We start from the raw sequence: 19002 nt of genomic DNA, 5'->3' as shown, positions 1-19002 counted from the left end.
TTACTCTCCGAACCAGAGGGCAATCTCCTCCTCGGCCTCTCCCGGTTCACTCGCGTGAATCACGTTGTGCAGCGGCCGGTCCTCCGCATCCGCCCGGCTGTACGAATCGTCACTATATTTGCCGCGGATCGTACCCGGCGCAGCGGACGCCGGCTCAGTATCTCCGACCAATTGTTTCATCCGTTCCGCCGCGTTCTCGCCCTCAATGATCCCGACGATCACCAGGTCCGTCATCCAATCCACTAATGCGTCGTAGAAATCCTCGTCCTGCTTCTCGCGATAGTGGACTTTGATGAGTTCCCGGTCCGCATCCACCGTCTTGAGCCGGGCGAGCTCCAGACCCGCGGATTCGATCTCGGCCAGAACCGTTCCGATGATATTCCGCTTCACCGCGTCCGGCTTCAAGATGATCAGTGTCCGATTCCGCTGTGTGGCCATGTATAACGTGTCACGCTCTAAATCCGAGAATCTTGCTCCTATGCGGTGCCATGGACTATACCTGTCCACGCCGTCCATTTCTAATCGAGCGCGTTCTGTACGCCGCCGACGATCCGGCTGGGAACTTGCGCACCGAGCGACACCAGCGTGAACACAACACTGTAGACGACGAGGCCAATACTTCTGACGCCGCCTTCGACCATGCCGAGGACACTGGGCATCGGACTGGGGGATGCACCCGTAGCATACCCGATCTGCCGCAACAGGACGAGATAGTAATCGGTAAGGTGGACGTCCGCTTTCGCCGGCACCGTCTCCAGTTCGGTGAAGAAATGGTACAGGTGGTATCCGGTCTGGACCGGCCATGCCCGTGATTCCGGGTACAGGACGAACGCGGTGTAGGCGAGAATGAGGAAGAGAGCGGTACACTGTGCGACTGCCCGGCCGTACGCCCGACGATACTCCTCGTGTTCCGAGCGTCGTGCCTGCAGTGCGTAGTACGCGGCGGCGAGGAGAATGATCCCACCGGCTAGGTCGATCAATTGGTGGATTGTGACCGGGTGTGAGAGTTCAGTCATCGTCTTCCCAGTAGTCGTCGTCCTCGAGTTCTACGATATCGATCGGTTCCATCTCGTCCGACTGTTGTCCGAGCCAGTCCGGTACCATATGGTCGTATCTGTTCTGGAGGTGGCCGACGACATCGAGCAACGGTCGCCCACCCGACTCCGGGTTCGGATGGGTTCCGTGGTCCGTGTCAGGCTCCGTCTCGGTACCGCGGGCGAGGATATCTGGCATGGACAGATCGATAGAGGGGTCGTACCCGGTGAATCGCTGCACTGCCCAGAGCGTGGGTAGGGTGATGGCCAGTACGCCAGTGACGAGGATCACGACGTCGACGATGATGATGAAGACAGCGGTGACGGTGGACGCGATCAGTCCGGGATACAGGACAGCATCGTCGGACCGGGCCAGGTACCGGGATAGCCGGAAGCTCCCGATGAAGGTAAGCGCTAACAGCAACCATCCAAGCAACTGGATGAATACGTTCATTCTCCCTGTGAGGGTATAGCAAGGCCAGCGGCTAAACAGTTGCGAGAAATTCAGGTGTAGTGACGGGTGGCTGGTCTACAATGAGGCTTCGGCGTCGGTAGACCGGAGGAGTATGAGGTGGTCGCTGTCCTGGATTTCCGCCAGTCGCATCTGGAAGTGTGCTGGACAGTAGTGCTGTGTCTGCTGCGACCCGTCTTCGGTGTCTTGGACCGTGAGCTGGGTGGTGGCGTTGCGGACGCATGGCTGCCACCAGTCGCAGTTCATACTGGTTCTCTCATTGGACAGTGTGATAATAGATAGGGGTAGATATCGAGATGTGAGCCTATAGTTTCTTGCGAGTTGCGGCCGTATACTGGCGTATGTCGGGGGTGAAGGAGGCGTACGAGGTTCGGGTATACTCAGTCATGAATTTGGTCGGGGTACAGCAGACGTTCGGAGATATCCGGGAAGGGTTGCACAGAGTGCCGGACGATGTGCCGCCGGGCGCTGTACACCAGAACGGGGAGTGGGACACGTTCGAGGACAGTGATGTGGTCACAGAGGCGTTGGGGACGCCGCTGATCGGTTGGGTGATTGTGTTCGAGGAGCCACCGCTGGAGGACTACTCTTACTACCGGTATCCCGATCTCCGCGAGGAGTAAACCAGGTCCGAACGTTCGGACCGTAAGTGTGGCACACTCGCACACACATATTAAAGATTTTCTGATAATTGTGATACGGAGGGGAACACTCCGTGGTACGAGATATACGTGTAACAGTTGAAAATGACGAATTTGAATTCCTCAAACAGGTGAAAGGCGACCGCTCCTGGCGTGACGCGCTGCTTGATGAGTTCGGCTACGAGGAGGACAAGACCGATGAGTAACGGATACGAGAAGCCGTTCAATCTACTGAAAGAATACGTCGGAAACACAGTTGAGGTCGTCCGGCACGATGGCAGCGTGGTCAACGGCACACTCCAGGCCTTTGATCGTCACGTCAACATGGTGCTGACCGATGCCATTGTCTATTCCAACGCGACCGACTCACAGCACCAGGAAGACGTCGGCCGGCTCTTTCAGCGTGGTGGCTCCGTTACCGATGTACGGCCTGCCCGAGGCGACAACCAATGAGCGACGGCAACCACGGACAGGACCCGCTCATCGTCTGCAACATCAAGGAATCGGCAGCGACCGACGAACTCCATACTGTGAAAGCTGCGTTGAGCGGTGCCGGATTCAGCCTCGAGGAAAACCAGTATGAGGGAACTATCAAAGTCTACCGTACTGATCCGGCCGACCGCGAAGACGATCATGAAGCTGCGGACGAGGATAACTCCGAGACAACGTATACGTGCAGCAACTGCGGTCAAGAGTTCGATGCACCGGTCAAGACACAACCGAAGTACCATGACTGCCCGGGATCAGGGGTAGACACCATTACGTGGACACCTGAGAACGTTCTCACCGCGATGCAGGACAACGGCTGGATGACCACACACGAGATCGCTCAGGAAGTCACCAGCCAATCTGATCCGTCGTACGCTGTCCGCGAAAAGTTCCACAAGCAACGGCACAATCATCCGGACTTGGATGCCCAAATCGAGTCACGCCGTGATCCGGCCGACGGACGACGGAAACAGTATCGGATCAGACCCGACGGAGAAGAGAAAGACAGCGCTACGGACGAGGAAGAGGAACTGACAGCCTTTGAACGGCGCTACAGGCGACTTGACAACGAACTTGAGGAGAACACGCCATACACGTCTGAAGAGCTTGCAGCGATCGCGTTCGACAAAGAAGCAGAGGACGTGACAGCCAGTAACAAGGCATACATCTCCAACCTCCGGAACGAGACAGATCTCGAACTTGAGGACATGCAAGACCCGAACAGGCCGGGGAACCGCAAACTGTACTACCGCGGTGAGAAACCCACCATCGAAGACGAGACCGACGACGAGGCCGACGAAGCAACTGATGGTGTCGAAATCCACCCGGACTACGTAGCCGACTGTCCAGACTGCGACTACTGTAAAGAGTTCCAGGACACGGATGAAGCGGACGCCGCGCTCGAGACCCACATCACCGAGGAACACAGCGACGACACTGACACGAACCGAAAAATGGGTGAACCGGTCCGGGACGCACCAGAAGGACGCAGTGATGCAGATATCGTCCGCAACGATGAAACGGAGATAGATGGCGAACAGGACTTGGACGATGTTGCACCGGTGTCAGCCGAAGAAGAGGACCTCAACGATGCCACGTTTACCGCAACTGAGACCGGAAACTGGGAGAAGCCGGTTGAAGACGAAGTGACGGACGACATCACGGATGTCCTGCCGGACGACATCCCGATCAAGGAACTGTCCAAGGCCGACCTGATCAAACTCCTGCACTACCGAACAGACCGGTCACAGGAGGAGATCGCGGACCTTGTCGGCGCACAGCAGTCGTATGTTTCCTTGGTCACCGGTGACCTCCCAGACAGTCAGCAACCGGAGATCGTCGGCAGTGTCCACGAGTGCCGCGAACACGACGTGGTCCGGTACATCAAGTGCGTGGAGTGTGATGCCGTGTTCGACCTAGAGGCAGTAGCAAGACCGGGACGTGTACAGTGGGACAACAAGCAGGACCCGGTAACGCACGTGAACTGGTTCCAGCATAACCGGTTCGAGGGATACGTGGTGAAACCAGAGGGCGAGGAGCCTCCGGATCGACCGGATGGTGCGGTCAAGAACCATCGCATCGTATCATAGAGAAGTAAGCTTCTCTCCCTGTTTCCTTTCTTTTTCTTCTTGGCACGGTTTGAACGCCATTCTACGTCGTTTCCGGTGGTGACACGATAGTCCTAGCCGGAGATCGGGAACAGCTTGATGCCAGTAGCGCCCTACTTGGAGATACAATTCGGAGGTGTGTCTAGGGAAGTCTGGTGTTCGGACCAGTCATTTCATCGCCTATTTCATTTAGTACGCTCCGTGTTGGACGTTGGCCCATGCCACACAATTTGGCCCAGGGAAAGCGCGACCAGTTGTCCCTTGAGCTTGTCGAGTTTGACCTGTGGGAGGTTTCGAACGAACGCGGGAACCGCAGGATGATGGGATGGGAACACGATGAGATCGGTATTGCTCGATTCGAGGCAATCGAGAGAAGCCTTGAATCCATTTATCAAAAAGAGCGGGAGGAACACGTCGGTGATATCCTTGAGTTAGAGGAAGACGTCATCGTCCACATCTACGATACGGACGGTGTGATCATCGTTGAGGACTACAATCTTGGAAGGGCAACCGTGGAACTTGAAGCCAAGCATGTAGACGCCTTCCTTGAAGGGACCACCACCCTTGACCAAGATCCCACGTGGGAAGACGAAGAGATCAAACTGTCCACCGTCGATTAACACGGCACAGAACGAATCTTTTTACACGAACCTGCTTTCGGCAGAGGAGTCAGAGCGACCGTCCTTCTGTTATTGTGCCCGAGAAATTCCCGTCATCGATTCGGTCAACCTGTTCCTGAAGTTGTTCTAACTGTGCTCGACGGCGGCGAGCCCATACCAACCGAACGAACAGTAGAAGAATTAAAAACACTAGTGCAGCGCGTGACCCGTAGAAGGCGATAATGCTGCTGATGAATATGAGGACTGAAACTACCCAATCGCCGATCGAAATTCCAAGAATCGGCTTGTGTAATATCTTCATAGATTCTCACATTAAGAGCATCGCTATGAAACTACTCATTCTTGCCATCTTTCACGAAACTAGGATAGCTCCCGTTGCAATTTGATGGGTTCAGAGAAGGTTTTATTGTAGCTAACATGGTGTTCGGCACATGGTGTCACCTGACACTATCCTGATGTACGAAAAGGATGATCGAAAGCCACTCGACAGTAGCCGTGAACGTACATTTCACCAGGGCTGGGAAGATGCACTAGAAGATGGGGCGTATAGTGAGGGCACTTTCAAGCGTCTAAGCTGGCAGAACTTGGGGAACCGATTTGGTTGTCTCTTTGGAGATGTTCCGGACGAGATGCGTGATGAACTTATGTTTTGGGCAGAACGACAGCGCCGACTCGATTAAAGCTAATTACACTGTGTCTTTCTCGTCTTCTGATTGATCGGTGGGAAACACCACGGTGGTGGCGGATAGCCACGGTGATGGCTCACCACGCTCACATTACGTACGACCAGCTCCAATCAGCGGATGAAGTATGGCAAAGAAGCGTTGTCCGAGTTGCGGTTCCGGGCGTATCGGAGAGAAATCGAATGACTCGAGCAGCAACAGATACACCAGTATTTGGTACTGCAAGAGTTGCGGTCTCGAATCGGGACGATTGAAAGCCTTTGTCTCGTATCCATAACCGCTCTCTATCGCACTCTGGTTCTGATCGAGCTCTGGAGCAGCCGTCATTGTTCGGTGTCAGTTCCGAACAATCCGGTGAGCCTGAAACACGTCCCACGATCGATCACTGTTCTTCCGGTCACCCTGCTGTGGGTACTCAGTTGATAGCGGTATAGCGGTTCGAGCGGTAGACCTATCTTGTTACAGGAATTACTTCTGTAGCATATAGTCGAGGTTTGCAATCATCCGTGTTCAACCAGAAAAAGACCAGAACACAAGCGGCTGTTATCGTGGTGGCAGCGATGCTGGTTCTTGCCGGATGCAGCACGGGCAGTGATCCGGGGAACGGGGTCGAGTCTGAGCCGCAGGAACCGACAGTGGTGACGACCGAAGCGGAAGAGGACGATAACTCTGATGATACGATTGATTCGGACTACGGGCCGGAGCCGGGCCAGAATCTGACGGAGTACAGTGACGAGAAAGGGTCGGGTGCGGCCGGATTGAACAGCTCTGAGCAGGAGCAGGTGGAGGCCCTGGTCGTTGGGTTCTACGATGAACTGCCGGAGAACGAGTCCGAACGCCGCGACCTGTTCCTTGAGACGGCGGACGAGCACTGCGGGTTTGAAGAAAACTACAGCAGTCGGGTGAACACGTCTGCGCTCGAAGAGAACGGGTCAGACATGGGTGACACGGTGCGGCGGGCGCATTACGGAGCGCAGATCGCGAACGAGTTCAATGGGCAGGTCCCGGTCGAACCGTTTGAGGATATCCGAAGTGGGACCGGTGATGTGACGAAGTATGCGCCGTTGCTCGGAAGTTACAATCAGATGAGTGAGGCGGCGTGTGCTGCCTCGGAGGAGCGGACGGATGCAGCGATCCAGGACTACCAGTTTGCCACGTTGATGTTCGGGGTGGATGCGGCGTTGATCTCGACGGGCGCGTTTTACCAGCCGGCGTTCGTTGGCACACGGCTCACGGCGAACAAGGCGAGTCAACTCGGGCTGTACCGATTGCGGTATATGTGCGGTGACCGGTGCTGGGCGCTTGCGATGAGCGAGGTACACGTGACCATGCGTGCATCGATGGTGACCGGGACGTCGAACCTGCTACGGCAGGCGGAGGAGATGGGAACCAAGTTGGATTGGGAAGACCTGGAGGCGATAGCGGATGAACACGATACCGATGTGGACAGTATGCTGGAAGACGTGGATTCATCGGTCGCGTCTGATGCGCTGGATACAGTAGCTGATGATGCCACGGCATGCCGTGATGCCGTACTCGAGTCGAGTGATGGCGACAGTGGTGACAGCGGTGACGGTGGTGGGATCTTGGGCGGTGGCGGCAATATCATTGAGAAGGGTGAGGATGCACTGAACAGGTCTGCTGAGGCGGTTGAGGACTGTCGTAACGGAGGCGAGTAAACGTATGGACATAGATTGTGAGGCACAGGCCTATGAACACGACCTGCTACAAGAGAAAGAAGAATATACGTCCGAACATTCGAATAATGAACTTGTCAACCACTTGCTGGCCGGAATCTCGCGTCTAGACACTGCTGTTTCCACGGTGAATCGTCGGTACTCGTCGTATATTGATTCTCGCCATGAGTTCCAGGATATTTTCGTGATTAAGGGCGTAAATGCGTTGGAATCTCTGTATATCTCCGTTAAGCATCGGCGGTATGATTCGGCGTATCGGGATGTCCGATATTTGATGGAGACGTATCTCTTGGTGAAACACCTGAACGAACACAAGATTGAGGCATCACAGATCCATTCGCGGCAGATGGCGGAAGTCCGGGAGGAAGTCGAGGATATGTCGTTGTTGAGTCGGCATCGCGTGGTTTCGGTGGACCGGTTCTATGAGATGATCCGGGAGGAAAAGCAGAATTACAAGGAATTTGATGACGGCTTACAGACATTTAACTTTCTCAGTAATCGTAGCGCACATCCGCACCGAATTGTTGGGGCGCGTCTAGACGGTGAGCATGTAGAAGACGAGGAGCGGCAGGTCCTGGAGTGGGGATTGGATTTATTGGCTGGTCTGTGCATCGAGTACGTGAAGCTGTATGCTGATACGCCTGCATTCACCGTTGTGCGTGATCTGTTGAGACCGTTGTTTGAGGCTCTTGAGGAGGTGCATAGGCCGCAGAATTTTCTGGAGTTGTCGTTATCCGATCCGATTTTCTCTAGTCACGGAAAAGAAGGGGAATCGGTGTAGCTTGTAGGAAGTGTGAACTCCGTGGTCAACAGGGGTGTGGTATAAAAAGTTCAGGTGTGAGAACGTTCTCAGTGGTGAGGCGGTGAGCCGCAAACAGCGAATCCTGCAGATACTCGAGAACGAGGAACGACCAGTCTCCACAAACACGATCGCCGACCAACTCGGCGTCCACTGGAAGACCGTCGCCGACGACCTCGAAGAACTCCACGACCAAGGAAAGGTGGACAGGAAAGAACTGAACAACCGGCTCACCCTCTGGTCCGATCACAAGATCCGGCTCTAACTCCGGAACAACACAGGTGACGACGATGGAGCATGATGAGCACGAACTAGTTCAGGAGATCGGTGAGGTCATCCAGGAGGCAGATGACGATCGGCTGCCGGATGACACGATCTGGTATGGGGATGCACAAACGCTGTCAGAGGCGATCGCAAGACGCGTCGTAAATATCCGCGAGAAAGAGGAGGGTGATAGCACTGAGCAATAAGCCAGATTATTTACAGCCGCCGGAGATGTCACCGTTAAACTCGGCAGCAGTGCCGGAAGCAGCATTCAGGTGTAATCAGGGATGCAATGAACGTCTATACTGGAATCCGTGGACAGAGGAACTGGAATGCTGGAATCCTGAATGTGAACACTACCAAGGCGAGAAAGGTGGTAGCGGTGAGTGAGGAACAGATAGAAACTGCGGTGATGAAGCTGGCAGAGGTTACTGAGGACATGCTGTTCACGATGCAGAACGAGGGACTATTGACTGAGGACCAGCGGAAAGGCGGTCAGAATATCATTCAGGAAGCGAGAGATGCAGTTTCCGCAGAGAAATCGCAGGGTGAGAGTGATGGGTGATACAGATGTTCCAGAACCCGAACCAGAGACACGGAATGTGACTGCGGAAAACTGGCAGTCAGTGATCGAGGACGGATTCATCATCCAGTTCGGACGTGAACTTGTTGAAAAATGCACCGAGGGTGGCGCATCGGTGATTGATAGATGGAATTGGGTTGAGGGACCTGGGCAGGAGAATAATATCATTCTGCTCATTGAGGTCCTTGGACCGTCCGCAATCGATGTCGAGGGCCTAGTTGAGGCCAAGAAACTACTTGGATCGGAGGAGGTCGACATATTCGACTTCAAAGTCGCATCACGTAACACTGGATACCCACTTTTTGACGATTACAGCAACGCTGTCGCACATATTGTGTTCCGGCGATGCACCAACATAGACGAGTTCCTTGATGATAGAGAAGCGATCCATGAAGACGATTGTTGGGCAGATCCATACGCTAAACACGAGAACTTCGAAACCGTCCTACCTAGTCAATAGGTAGAGATCGGAGCGGAAACTGAGGGTGATAGCACTGAGTGACGAAATAGAACCAGCCATGGAATTTGCGTGGCGGTGCGAAGAATGCGGCCATACGTTTGTCGGATGGGGAGAAGACGGCTGTCCAGCTCATAGAGGACCTGATGAACGAGGAAGCAAGGATGAGCTGCACCGCGTCAAACTCTATGCAGGCGAAGACCTCCGCGAACGATTAGACGAGATGGAAGAAGAGATTGAACGACGGGATATTCGCGGCGATCGTGGACTGAGTTTCAGGGATGTAGAGGATGTAATAGCTGACCTAAAAAACGAACTCGGAGTTTCCGGACAGAAAACGAGGTGCGACGAGTAGAATGGAAATAGGATCAGACGGTGTACGGATTGACAACTATGAGGGGATGGTCTCCTGCAGTGAGTGTGGAAGCAAAGAGTTTCATATCGTTATCTCACGCTGGCGAGATCCGCTGGTAAACGATGAGGAATACTACTGTGCTGGCTGTGGGCGGGTAGTGCAGTTACCGCACATGCCGGTAAAAGAGGGTGAGAACGCTGGAAGCTGAAGTTGACGGAAAGCAGGTACGGTTGATGGATGCGCGTGGCCCGTCCGGGATGATTACGTGCGATCACTACCTGGATGCGGAGGAGGCAGAGAAACTTATTGAGCAGTTGGAAGACGCGGTTGAAGAGATCCGAGGGAACTAGAGCGATGATGAGCGAGCAGGAGATTGAGGACATGGTTGACTTCCTGGAGGAGTCAATGGAGATCTACAGAGAGGATAATGTGTACGAGATTCGTGTCTGCGCTGAGTGCCAGGAACGAGACATAACACGGCATGGTAACCATATCGATGATCCACTGGAATATGACGAATTGGATTGCGAGCACGACTATGCTAGCTGGCCGCTGGTCATGTACCAGTCACCGCATGAGAGCCATGAAATCCAGTTCACAATCAACCTGCTGAACTACCTACTACAAGATTTCCGAGACGAACCTACAGCGGGTGATATGAGGTGAAAATCAGCGGTTTGGGTGAAGAGATTGACAACCCTGTACTGCAGACAATCGTTGGCATAACGGCGATTCCGTACGTGATCATCGTGTTGCTGGCGGTGGTGATCCTGTTGATACTGGCCATCCCGCTGATTGTGGTTACTTTGGTTGCATACGGGCTGGACAACGCCCGACCAAAATTCCTACACAACCCTTCGGAGGATGATAGTTGAATGGATGCATCCACGGTCCACACAGTTCCCGGCCGCGATTTGACGCTGGCAAACGGCGATTTCAGAACATCCGTTGATGGATACCGACTCCCGCTGGTCTCGTGGAGTATGCGGATTGACGCAGCCTACTGCGATTGCTGCGGAAACCAAATCTCGGAGCCAATGACGGTCCGGTGGCTGCACGGATTGAACGATGCCGATGTGGATCAACTGCTGAAGGTGGAAACGCAGGACGAAACCTGCGTCATAGATTTCGAAGACAAGAAACCCTAGTCATCTCCCTCAATCTCTTGAACGATTTCGAGCAGGTCTTCATTGTATTCGTCGCCGTCGTCACCGTGGTGGATACGGTAATGGCAGTTCGGACAAAGAGCGATCACGGTATCAGGCGTATCAGATCCACCATTGCTCAATTCATGAACGTGATGGGCGTGTAGGTATGGTTCTCCCGTTTTGCTAGTGAACGGCGCCGGTTCTCCACAACCCTCGCATCGGCCCCCAGCCCGTTCTTTGACGTATCGCTTCACCCACAACGACCGCGTGTATTGCTCTGTTGAACTCCGATTCACTTCCGCATCTTCGGGCACTTCATCAACAGCGTCCTCCTCGGCTTTTTCTCGTAACGTGTTGAGGGTAGACGCTGATGACTCCTCATCGGAATCAGCCGACCCCGTATCTGACTCCACATCAACAGCAGCTGAAACCACTTCACCGATCGCGTATAACGGACTCGAACTTTCAACTTCGATCTTGACTTCCTCACCGACGTTAGCCCCTATAGCGAAGATCGTCCTTCCTTCAGCATTGGCAACCGGAACGCCTGTATTTTCATAGTAGAGGCCGTCCTCATAGAGAGTTTCTTTAGGAACAACCGTTATTGCTTCTCCTTGAAGATCGCCCTGTGATCGCAACGGATTAAATGACGAGGGGGTCTTCCTATCAACATGTCTTTTCAGTAATTCTTTGGCTGTGTCCTCAGGGATCTCCTCTCGGATCGTATATTCACCGCTTTCCCTATCCACCTCTACCGCTTTCCCGACATCAGCATTAGATGCAGGACCGATATTGATCTCATGGTCTGCGATCATCCCATTACCATTATTGCTGATTCGACCGATTACCCCGAGGAAGGTTTTTCCTGGCTCTGGGTGTCTCATGACGACATTTGACTGTAGAAAGTCTTTCCGTAGCAATAGTGCTTGAGGGGGTTGCGTAACCCGGTGCCGATTCTATCTGACCGGTTGCATGGAAACCGCCTATCCGGTTAAAAGCCTCCACGGGTACAGGTTCTCCCGGTGATTTTCCCGTGGCAGACGAAGAACGGCCGAATCTTGTACAGGCCGCTACCGATCTACTCAAAGGATTGCAGCAGGAGTACAATGCGGTCCAGATCGCGATGCTGCTCGAGGCCGCCCAGTACCTGCATGCCATCAACAGCAGCGCCGATATCCAGGAAGAACGCATCCTCCGCGGCGATCACATCGAACACGACGAAACAGACAGGTGAACCACGATCGGCTCAGACGACGGGAACGACTTCACTGAAACGTACGAGTTGCATCTTACCTCTGACGATACCCTGGACGTCGAGTACGTGTCTCGGGATGATTGGGAAGGGTTGCTCGAGCCGTGTCCTGAGTGCCAAGGCACCGAGTTCGATCATATGCGGTACGAGGGCGGGCACTACGGCCACCATGAGGACGCAGTGATCCAGCGCACCGATTACTGGGACCAGAAAGGATGCCTGTACACAGCCTGCAAATCGTGTGACGAGGTTCTATACAAGCATCCGGCGTATGACCTGTTGGAACAGTGGACTGAATATATAGAGAAAGAGTAGGGGATTTAACCGGTAGTATGCCGGAACTCCTCCCAGAAGATGATTTCTGAGAACCTCAAATCGGTTCCAACCGGAACCCCGGGTGTCTACTGTATGTTTGATCTTGATGGCAAAGCCGCCTATGCAGGAAAGTCCAGTAAACTCCGGAGCCGCCTCAGACAGCACTTTGTCCGGCAGGATTCCAGCGTGGTCAGTTACGGCCGACTAGATATTTGGGATATTTCCTACGTGGACTGGTGGGAAACGTCTGAGACAGACCGTGCCGAACAGAAACTGCTGTCTACGCACCAACCGTATTTGAATTTTGACGACGAAATCACGTCGCCGAGCGGTTCCGTCGACCTGAACCTTGAGCATCCGGACGGAACGGTTGAACTAGTGTCCGAGGAGGAACGAGAGTTCCGGTCAGAGCCGTACAACCGGTCAAAGCAGAAACTGGAGCACTTGCTGCGGATGGTCGACACGATCAAACTGGCCGGCCACAGTGAGGCCACAAAGAAAACGCTCTATGCACACCAGCGTATTTTCCATGAGAACGTATCTGAATTCCTCGGCGTGGAACCCGAGGAGGCTTCTGCAGATCTTTCCGACTGGACCGAATAGCCGAATTCCGTCTCTCTATTACGCGGTCAGCACTGCCAGCCGTTTCTCAATATCCTCTCCTACGTAGTCTTCGATATCGTCCATGTACGGTTCGAATTCATCATCTTCCGTACGGAACTTCAATGATTCCAGTATGGCGGTGATGAGCTGCGCTTTCCGGTCGATCAACTGTTCGTAGGTCCACCACTCGTTGAAGTACTGGACCGTGGGATGGACGTCTCCGAACTGAGTTTCATCCTCTGGCAGCTCCAACCCGAGAAGCTCCTCGAGTTTGTCGGTCGAGACGTTATCGGCGGTCGAGAAGTACTGGTTGACGAGGTTGTCCATGTCCTTGCTGTGCCGGAGGTGGTATTCTCGGAGCTTCACCGAGAACAGCCGGTTCTTGATCGGTTTGTTGACCTCTTCGTCGAGGAGCATCATGTTCCCTAGGTCGCGGACAAACCGTTCCTCGATTCCCTCGATGATCTGCTCGATCTCATCGTAGCCGGGATCGTCAGAGGAGAGAAGGTGGGCATCCCGTGTACGCAGATAATCGATCTGTGTTTCGATCATGTTGCGCTTCCCGTTATCGAAGAAGCACTCCAGCCATGCATACGGGTTCTCTTTGCCGGGGAGGAAGTACGAGATGGGGAGGATGTGCTCAATGTGGACCTCGCTCGGATCCTCACTTAGTTCGGACTTCGTGATCCCGGTCTGGTTCCGTCTCCGGAAATCCTCGTCCGCGATCTTCAGGAACAATTGCTTCGTCTGGTTGTTCCGCCAGTTTTCACTGGTGACAAGGATATCGATGAACGACTCGCCAAAGAGCTGCCGTGCCGAACTATCGATGTTATCGACCAGTGTTGCACTGATCTGCTCAGTGTCGAACTGGTTCCCGGACTGTTCGAGCTCCCGGAACGCTTGGCAGGTTTTCGGATAGGTATCATCGACGACGGTCGCCACGAGATCGGAAATCGCGACACGGAACGTGATGTTCTCGACCGTTTTCAGGATGTCGCGCAGGAACGCATCCTTCCCGGGAGCCTCGGTCACGGCCTGGTAGACATACATGACGAACGGCCGCCACTGTGTTGTTCCCAGCTTGTTGAGCCGTTGGAGGATGGCTTCGCACTCTTCCCGGTACTCCTTTTTTAATTCAGTGTCGTCATCGGTCAGGTCCGCGGTCACGATTTCCCGGTACCGGCCTGCGTAGTTCTCCAGTTCCTCGAGGAAGTCTCGGGCCTGCCCAGGGCTTGCCAGCCGTGACTTGATATCACGGCGACCGATCTGTTTCAGCCGGAACGCTTCCAGCATGTTACTGCGGGCATCAGTCACGGTGTCAAACGATTTCTCGGTCGCAGCCAGGTAATGGGCAAGGAAGTCTTCAACGGCGTCTGCGTCACCGCCGAACATCTGGACCACGTTCTCCCAGCGGGCGATCTGCTTGTCGCTGTCAGATTCGCCCTGGAACCGGCCGACGATACGGGCCCGGACCTTGTCCATACTGGAGAGCTCAACACCACGGTCATTCAGCGACTGGAAGACCTCGATCCGAAGTTCCTGGTTATCAGTCTGGAAGATACACTCGGAAACGCGGAGAGACCGCAGCGTGAAATGTGCGAGGTTAAGCAGGGCCTTGACCTCCTTCTCGGCCGTGTCGAACTCCTCTCGGTCTGCGAACTCTGCGACTTTCGCATCGTAGTATTCGTCGGTCCGCACGAGTCGGCGGTGGGAGTCACCAAAGTACCGGAACGATTCCAGTAGATCGGTGTCAGCCAGCTCCTCGTCCTCTTCGTAGACCTCTTCGGGGATACCAACCTCGTCGAAGAGGTCCCGGAGACGGATGGCATTCTGCTTGCGGCCGTCGTACTGGTCCATCGCCTTCAGGGTCTGAACCTTTTTCTCCGGGTCCTGAAACAGCAGCTCGTAGATGCTGTCGTCGTGGTCGTTGAGTTCTAGGAACGGTGTCTCCGTCGGGCCTTTCCGCCGGTACAGCAATTCGTCAAGGTATTCCTCGCATATATGTTCGGCGTACGCCTGGAGCTGCCCGTCAACCTTCGTCCGCTTCTCTTCGAGGTGGTCCTTGATGTTCTTCAGCAGGATAGAGACCGTGGAGAGTCGTTGCTGGCCGTCGATGATCTCATAGACTTCTCCCTGGGCGGACCGAGCAATATACACAGTGCCGAAGTAGGTGTCCACCGGGAGTTCGCCAGATTTCGGTTTCAGCGTCAGAATTGACAGTAACGTATCCCAGAGTTCCTCGTGCTGTTCTTCCTCCCACGAGAAATTTCGCTGGTATTCCGGGACTTCAAACCGTTCCCCGTCGGTCACGCGGAGGAGAGACCGGTTTTTCAGCTTGATATCTTGCTCGAGAGAGCGGATAAACTGGGTACTGTCCACGAAGTCCAGATCCTGATAGATCTCCCGGTAATCGGTGGGATCATAGTCGATGATCCCTGTCCCGTCCGGGTCACCAGGATACAGGAAAACGCGAGTACCGCAAAGTGGTGTTTCGTCTGAGCTTTCCATGTCCCTACACCCGTGTCATCTCCACGTTAATATTGTGGTAGCAGACAGTCCCGATTTCCCTGCCTAAGAGGCAACGGTCACCGTCCTAATCCAGTGATGGGAGTGGTTGGTGCTCCAGTGCGGCCAACCGGTCAGAGACCGTGATGATGTCCACGGTGTGACGGTTCTCATGGTGGTAGATGATTTGGTTGTCTTGAAGATTGATTTCCACGTCACCGCCGTGGTATCCGTTCCGTTCATATTCTCGCAGGATATCGATATCACCGTAGCTCCAGCACAGAATCGTGTCGGCTGAACCGAGCGGATAGTCGTCTTCGAAATGCTCGGTGAGTTCGACGTATACGTGACTGGGACGCAGCGTGCCATCGTCCAGCAGGATTGCCGGGACCTCATGGTCTGCTTTGTACTCTTTTACGGTGATACTGTTGTCCGCCTCGTTGTTCGAGCGTTCGAGTGCCAGCAGGACCTCCGACCGATTGGTCGGCTTGAACCGGTCGTTGGTATCAATGGACTCCAGTCGTTCTTCAAGTGACGTTGTCTGGGACTGTGCGCGTCGCCGTAGCTGTGCGCGTTTGCGTGTTTCTAGATAGTCTTCCTTGAACCAGGGATCTTCTGCCACCTTCGTCAGATAGTGTTTGAGTTCCTGTTTCAGTTCTTTATACAGTGAACTCGCCTTGTTCCGGACCTTTCCTCGGTTTGCCGAGAGTTCGAGGTCTTGGCAGTTGGCGATGAAGAAGAAGTGGATAAACTCGTTGTCATGGGACAGCACTTCATTGACCTGTTCGACCTTGATATGGTCCTTTGCAAGCCAGACACCAAATTGGACGGAGTGCCGTCCGTAGGTAGGGAGTTCATTGCGGGCCTCTTTACCGCCAACCATACCGACGATTTCCACAGTTGATGTCCCTCCATCATGCTCGAATTCGATTTCACGCGCCGGATAGTGCTTACACATTCGGGTGGCGGGGAAATCACTGTTGTCTGGTTCTAGCTGCTCGCTGGGGAATGTAAGCTGGTTGGTCGTGACAAGCTGCTCTTGGGAATCGTCAATCTCCTCATCGAGGTCGACCACGATATCCATCTTGCGCTGATCGTCGTCGAAATAGTGTGCTGTCGATCCGGCAATGGTCTTCCACTTCAGGTAGTGGTGGATCTTGTCGTACGTCAGCGATTCTGGATCAAATCCTTCACCGGACCGGAAACCACTGATTTGGATACGGGTCCCAGTATTGCCTGGGCGGGTTTCTGTTTCTGTGACCTCGTATTCTGGTAGTGTTTTCTCATTAAGTTTCTCCCAGGGCTGGTCCATGACCGCGTGGTAGTTTGAGCCGTTGTGCGCGGTGTCAACGACAATACGGTCGCTCTTGTAGAAGATTTTTGTTCCGTGGCCTTTGTGGCCGATCGAGTCGGTCTTCCGGGAGTTCCCGAGGTCGAAGAAGGACTTGAGATCGTCCCGGGACATGCCGTGCCCGTCGTCTTCGATGATGATGTCGGAGCCTGCGGCAGTGTCGCGGATCGTTATCACGACCTCTGTCGCACCGGCATCGTACGCATTTGATAGTGATTCACGGATGATCTCGAGGGGATCCTCGAAATCGCTGGCAATCTCAAGAAACTCCTGTACTTCGTTGACTTCCGGGTGTTGTTTCATTGTTAGAAATACCCTCCGAGCGCTTCGTTGACAACGCGATGCGTCTGTTTGCGGATTGAATCATTCCGGCCCACGGTCTCGTCAAGGTAGTCGATAACCGGTTCCGTGCCGTGCTGCTTGATCCGCTGCCGGAGTTCTTGCACCTCCTGTCTGTGGATGATAAGATTGTGCATAGCGACCGGGCCGAGAACATCTTTCTGGTATTCAGTGTTCCCCTGCATCCAGTTGACTAGCATCGGGTCCGAGCACACGGCACAGTCACACTGGGTGAAATCGACTTCGTCCAGCGGAATATGCTCGGTCAAACCCACGGCATACTTCTCGTTGATAGCGTTCAGGAGATAGGTCGTTGAGTCGAACGTGTCGGCGCCGGCAGCGACAAGGAGCGGGATCGATCCACTGCCAATGCCCAGTACGTGGAGTGGAAGATCAGCAAGCCCGCGTTCCTCCATGATTTCGACACAGTCCATGACCGCGGTGATCAATGCTGCTTTGTCATCTTTCTTCGGGACAAGGCTGCCGAGAGCGATCCCGTCAAACAGGGTAGAAATATCAATATTCCCGAACTGGGATTGCACGTGGTCGAAGAACCGGTCGAGCATCGAATAGTTATATCCATGGACGGTCAGGTACCGGGCTCCTGGATAATCCTGGGTAAGACGTGCAAACTCAACCGCATTTTCGGCGGTGCGTTCAGCCTTCTGTTGCCGTTCGTCGAACGTGTCGCTGGGAGCGATCGGCCGATCAAGGTTGACGATGATATCGCCGCCGAGCTGCTTCTGGATGCGGAACGCTTCCCGTTGATCGATCTCTATCTCGAAATCACTCCCGTCAAGCCCATCGTTATGTAAGAATTTGTATCCGCCAGAATCAACGAAGATGAGGCCGTTATAGTCGGAAAACGTTTCTCGTTCTTTGATTTGGTCCGAGACATAATCGTCAAATCGTTCCCGGTTGATGCCGTAGTCAGTGAGAGATGCAACAGAGGTCATCGTTCCGCGGAAGTATTCGTCGTACGTTCCGCCACCGATCTCCTCCTTACCGAGCATGAACTCCTTTATCGTCCTGTGAACGCCGCCGCCGAAGACGCTGGATTTCGTACCACCGCCATAGAAACTCAGGACGGGGAAAAACGTTGGAGTGTCGAGTGACTGACCGTTGACAGTGAGGGTCCCGGCACGGGCATCGCCAGCTGTCGCAGCGACTTGGAACGAGGCAGTCTGATCAGTCTGCTTGAGCTGTGGCATTCCTCACCTCCATCTCAAGCGACGAATAGTCGCCCCGAATAATTTGCTTGAGTGTGTGCCCTTTGTATCCGATGCCATCTCCCTCAATAAACTGGACTGATGCCGGAAGGTCAGACAAATCTCCGATCGCACCCCTATATGCAGATCCGAGATTGAAGATGACATGGTCATAATCGTTCTCATCGACTCGTGATCGCAGTTCCATCGTGATGTCATCCCGGATCTCAGCTGCCCGGTCTGCGTTCATACGTCGATCATAGTAGCTGATTTCGTCAGTTGTATCGATTAGTCCGTGTTCGGCCGAGAGAACGCAAATATCGATTTCATCCTGAAGCTTGCCGTCCCGTATCGATTTTTTGATAATTTTGAAGAAATAGCCCGAGTATAATTCGAGGGCCTTAACCGGTTCTCCCGGCTGATTTTTAGACTTTGAGCATGACTGTACCAGCAGTATTGACATGGTTTCCTCTTTCGACCCCGAGACCTTATAGCTTACCACGTTCTCTACTGCGCCGTGTATCCGGAGAATTCAACAGATACAGGAGTCATACCTGGGGTTCTGAGATAAGTGGATAGG

25 protein-coding genes are annotated in these 19002 nt (G+C 53.9%); 17 read left to right on the top strand and 8 right to left on the bottom strand.

Translation table 11 applies throughout. From position 1 onward, the window contains the following. From LDB05_RS00795 to LDB05_RS00785, 3 genes are all read right to left on the bottom strand, one after another. Positions 1-438: a nucleoside-diphosphate kinase gene (locus tag LDB05_RS00795; RefSeq protein ID WP_226007852.1), complete on the bottom strand. Its 438-nt coding sequence runs from the start codon at positions 436-438 to the stop codon at positions 1-3. Positions 439-518: 80 nt separating this feature from the next. Next, positions 519-1016 (bottom strand): hypothetical protein, encoded by a 498-nt coding sequence (locus LDB05_RS00790; protein ID WP_226006028.1) that lies wholly within the window; start codon positions 1014-1016, stop codon positions 519-521. Further along, complete coding sequence (locus tag LDB05_RS00785) at positions 1009-1488, bottom strand: hypothetical protein (RefSeq protein WP_226006027.1); 480 nt, start codon at positions 1486-1488, stop codon at positions 1009-1011. The genes LDB05_RS00790 and LDB05_RS00785 overlap by 8 nt, the downstream gene beginning before the upstream one ends. A 359-nt stretch (positions 1489-1847) precedes the next feature. Here LDB05_RS00785 and LDB05_RS00780 point away from each other — a divergent pair, with 359 nt between their 5' ends. The 15 genes from LDB05_RS00780 to LDB05_RS00715 all read left to right on the top strand — a co-directional run bounded on the left by LDB05_RS00780 (position 1848) and on the right by LDB05_RS00715 (position 10849). Further along, positions 1848-2129: a hypothetical protein gene (locus tag LDB05_RS00780; protein ID WP_226006026.1), complete on the top strand. Its 282-nt coding sequence runs from the start codon at positions 1848-1850 to the stop codon at positions 2127-2129. A gap of 92 nt (positions 2130-2221) precedes the next feature. Next, entirely contained in the window at positions 2222-2353 is a 132-nt protein-coding gene (locus LDB05_RS23350; protein ID WP_284145782.1) for a hypothetical protein, read from the top strand. Then, positions 2346-2600: an LSm family protein gene (locus LDB05_RS00775; protein ID WP_226006025.1), complete on the top strand. Its 255-nt coding sequence runs from the start codon at positions 2346-2348 to the stop codon at positions 2598-2600. Before LDB05_RS23350 ends, LDB05_RS00775 begins: the two co-directional genes overlap by 8 nt. Next, on the top strand, positions 2597-4225 hold the full coding sequence (locus tag LDB05_RS00770; RefSeq protein WP_226006024.1) for a hypothetical protein: 1629 nt from the start codon (positions 2597-2599) through the stop codon (positions 4223-4225). The genes LDB05_RS00775 and LDB05_RS00770 overlap by 4 nt, the downstream gene beginning before the upstream one ends. A 236-nt stretch (positions 4226-4461) precedes the next feature. After that, the gene (locus LDB05_RS00765; RefSeq protein WP_226006023.1) at positions 4462-4863 is read left to right on the top strand and encodes a hypothetical protein; all 402 of its coding nucleotides are present in this window, start codon (positions 4462-4464) and stop codon (positions 4861-4863) included. Between the two features lie 1189 nt (positions 4864-6052). Then, positions 6053-7225 (top strand): hypothetical protein, encoded by a 1173-nt coding sequence (locus LDB05_RS00760; protein WP_226006022.1) that lies wholly within the window; start codon positions 6053-6055, stop codon positions 7223-7225. Positions 7226-7229: 4 nt separating this feature from the next. Beyond that, positions 7230-8024, top strand: a complete 795-nt coding sequence (locus LDB05_RS00755) for a hypothetical protein (protein WP_226006021.1) — start codon at positions 7230-7232, stop codon at positions 8022-8024. A gap of 82 nt (positions 8025-8106) precedes the next feature. Then, positions 8107-8307, top strand: a complete 201-nt coding sequence (locus LDB05_RS00750) for a DUF7342 family protein (protein ID WP_226006020.1) — start codon at positions 8107-8109, stop codon at positions 8305-8307. A 25-nt stretch (positions 8308-8332) separates the two neighbouring features. After that, a complete protein-coding gene (locus LDB05_RS00745) occupies positions 8333-8512 on the top strand; it encodes a hypothetical protein (protein WP_226006019.1) in 180 nt (59 codons plus the stop codon). A gap of 86 nt (positions 8513-8598) precedes the next feature. Beyond that, positions 8599-8871, top strand: a complete 273-nt coding sequence (locus LDB05_RS00740; protein WP_226006018.1) for a hypothetical protein — start codon at positions 8599-8601, stop codon at positions 8869-8871. Then, positions 8864-9349, top strand: coding sequence for a hypothetical protein (locus LDB05_RS00735; RefSeq protein ID WP_226006017.1), 486 nt, complete (start codon positions 8864-8866; stop codon positions 9347-9349). The genes LDB05_RS00740 and LDB05_RS00735 overlap by 8 nt, the downstream gene beginning before the upstream one ends. A 58-nt stretch (positions 9350-9407) precedes the next feature. Next, positions 9408-9701, top strand: a complete 294-nt coding sequence (locus tag LDB05_RS00730) for a hypothetical protein (RefSeq protein WP_226006016.1) — start codon at positions 9408-9410, stop codon at positions 9699-9701. Positions 9702-10058: 357 nt separating this feature from the next. Beyond that, positions 10059-10367, top strand: coding sequence for a hypothetical protein (locus tag LDB05_RS00725; protein ID WP_226006015.1), 309 nt, complete (start codon positions 10059-10061; stop codon positions 10365-10367). Further along, on the top strand, positions 10364-10576 hold the full coding sequence (locus tag LDB05_RS00720) for a hypothetical protein (RefSeq protein WP_226006014.1): 213 nt from the start codon (positions 10364-10366) through the stop codon (positions 10574-10576). Before LDB05_RS00725 ends, LDB05_RS00720 begins: the two co-directional genes overlap by 4 nt. Beyond that, on the top strand, positions 10577-10849 hold the full coding sequence (locus LDB05_RS00715; protein WP_226006013.1) for a hypothetical protein: 273 nt from the start codon (positions 10577-10579) through the stop codon (positions 10847-10849). Here LDB05_RS00715 and LDB05_RS00710 read toward each other — a convergent pair. After that, complete coding sequence (locus tag LDB05_RS00710; RefSeq protein ID WP_226006012.1) at positions 10846-11733, bottom strand: HNH endonuclease; 888 nt, start codon at positions 11731-11733, stop codon at positions 10846-10848. The genes LDB05_RS00715 and LDB05_RS00710 overlap by 4 nt on opposite strands. Positions 11734-11882: 149 nt before the next feature. Here LDB05_RS00710 and LDB05_RS00705 point away from each other — a divergent pair, with 149 nt between their 5' ends. Both LDB05_RS00705 and LDB05_RS00700 read left to right on the top strand, forming a co-directional pair. Continuing rightward, a complete protein-coding gene (locus LDB05_RS00705) occupies positions 11883-12083 on the top strand; it encodes a hypothetical protein (RefSeq protein ID WP_226006011.1) in 201 nt (66 codons plus the stop codon). 426 nt (positions 12084-12509) lie between these two features. Next, the gene (locus LDB05_RS00700) at positions 12510-13019 is read left to right on the top strand and encodes a GIY-YIG nuclease family protein (protein ID WP_250160930.1); all 510 of its coding nucleotides are present in this window, start codon (positions 12510-12512) and stop codon (positions 13017-13019) included. Between the two features lie 18 nt (positions 13020-13037). Here LDB05_RS00700 and LDB05_RS00695 read toward each other — a convergent pair whose 3' ends face one another. The 4 genes from LDB05_RS00695 to LDB05_RS00680 form a co-directional block, all read right to left on the bottom strand. Then, positions 13038-15527 (bottom strand): DUF262 domain-containing protein, encoded by a 2490-nt coding sequence (locus LDB05_RS00695; protein ID WP_226006009.1) that lies wholly within the window; start codon positions 15525-15527, stop codon positions 13038-13040. A gap of 85 nt (positions 15528-15612) precedes the next feature. Next, positions 15613-17178 (bottom strand): ATP-binding protein, encoded by a 1566-nt coding sequence (locus tag LDB05_RS00690; protein WP_226006008.1) that lies wholly within the window; start codon positions 17176-17178, stop codon positions 15613-15615. Positions 17179-17180: 2 nt separating this feature from the next. After that, entirely contained in the window at positions 17181-18425 is a 1245-nt protein-coding gene (locus LDB05_RS00685) for a tRNA-guanine transglycosylase (protein WP_226006007.1), read from the bottom strand. Next, a complete protein-coding gene (locus LDB05_RS00680; protein WP_226006006.1) occupies positions 18403-18885 on the bottom strand; it encodes a DUF6884 domain-containing protein in 483 nt (160 codons plus the stop codon). The genes LDB05_RS00685 and LDB05_RS00680 overlap by 23 nt, the downstream gene beginning before the upstream one ends. Positions 18886-19002: the final 117 nt, after the last annotated feature.

It is taken from the genome of Natrinema salinisoli, from assembly GCF_020405205.1.
Lineage (GTDB): Archaea > Halobacteriota > Halobacteria > Halobacteriales > Natrialbaceae > Natrinema > Natrinema salinisoli.
Note: the sequence above shows the minus strand (reverse complement) of the source record. Positions and strands in the feature narration are given on the sequence as shown.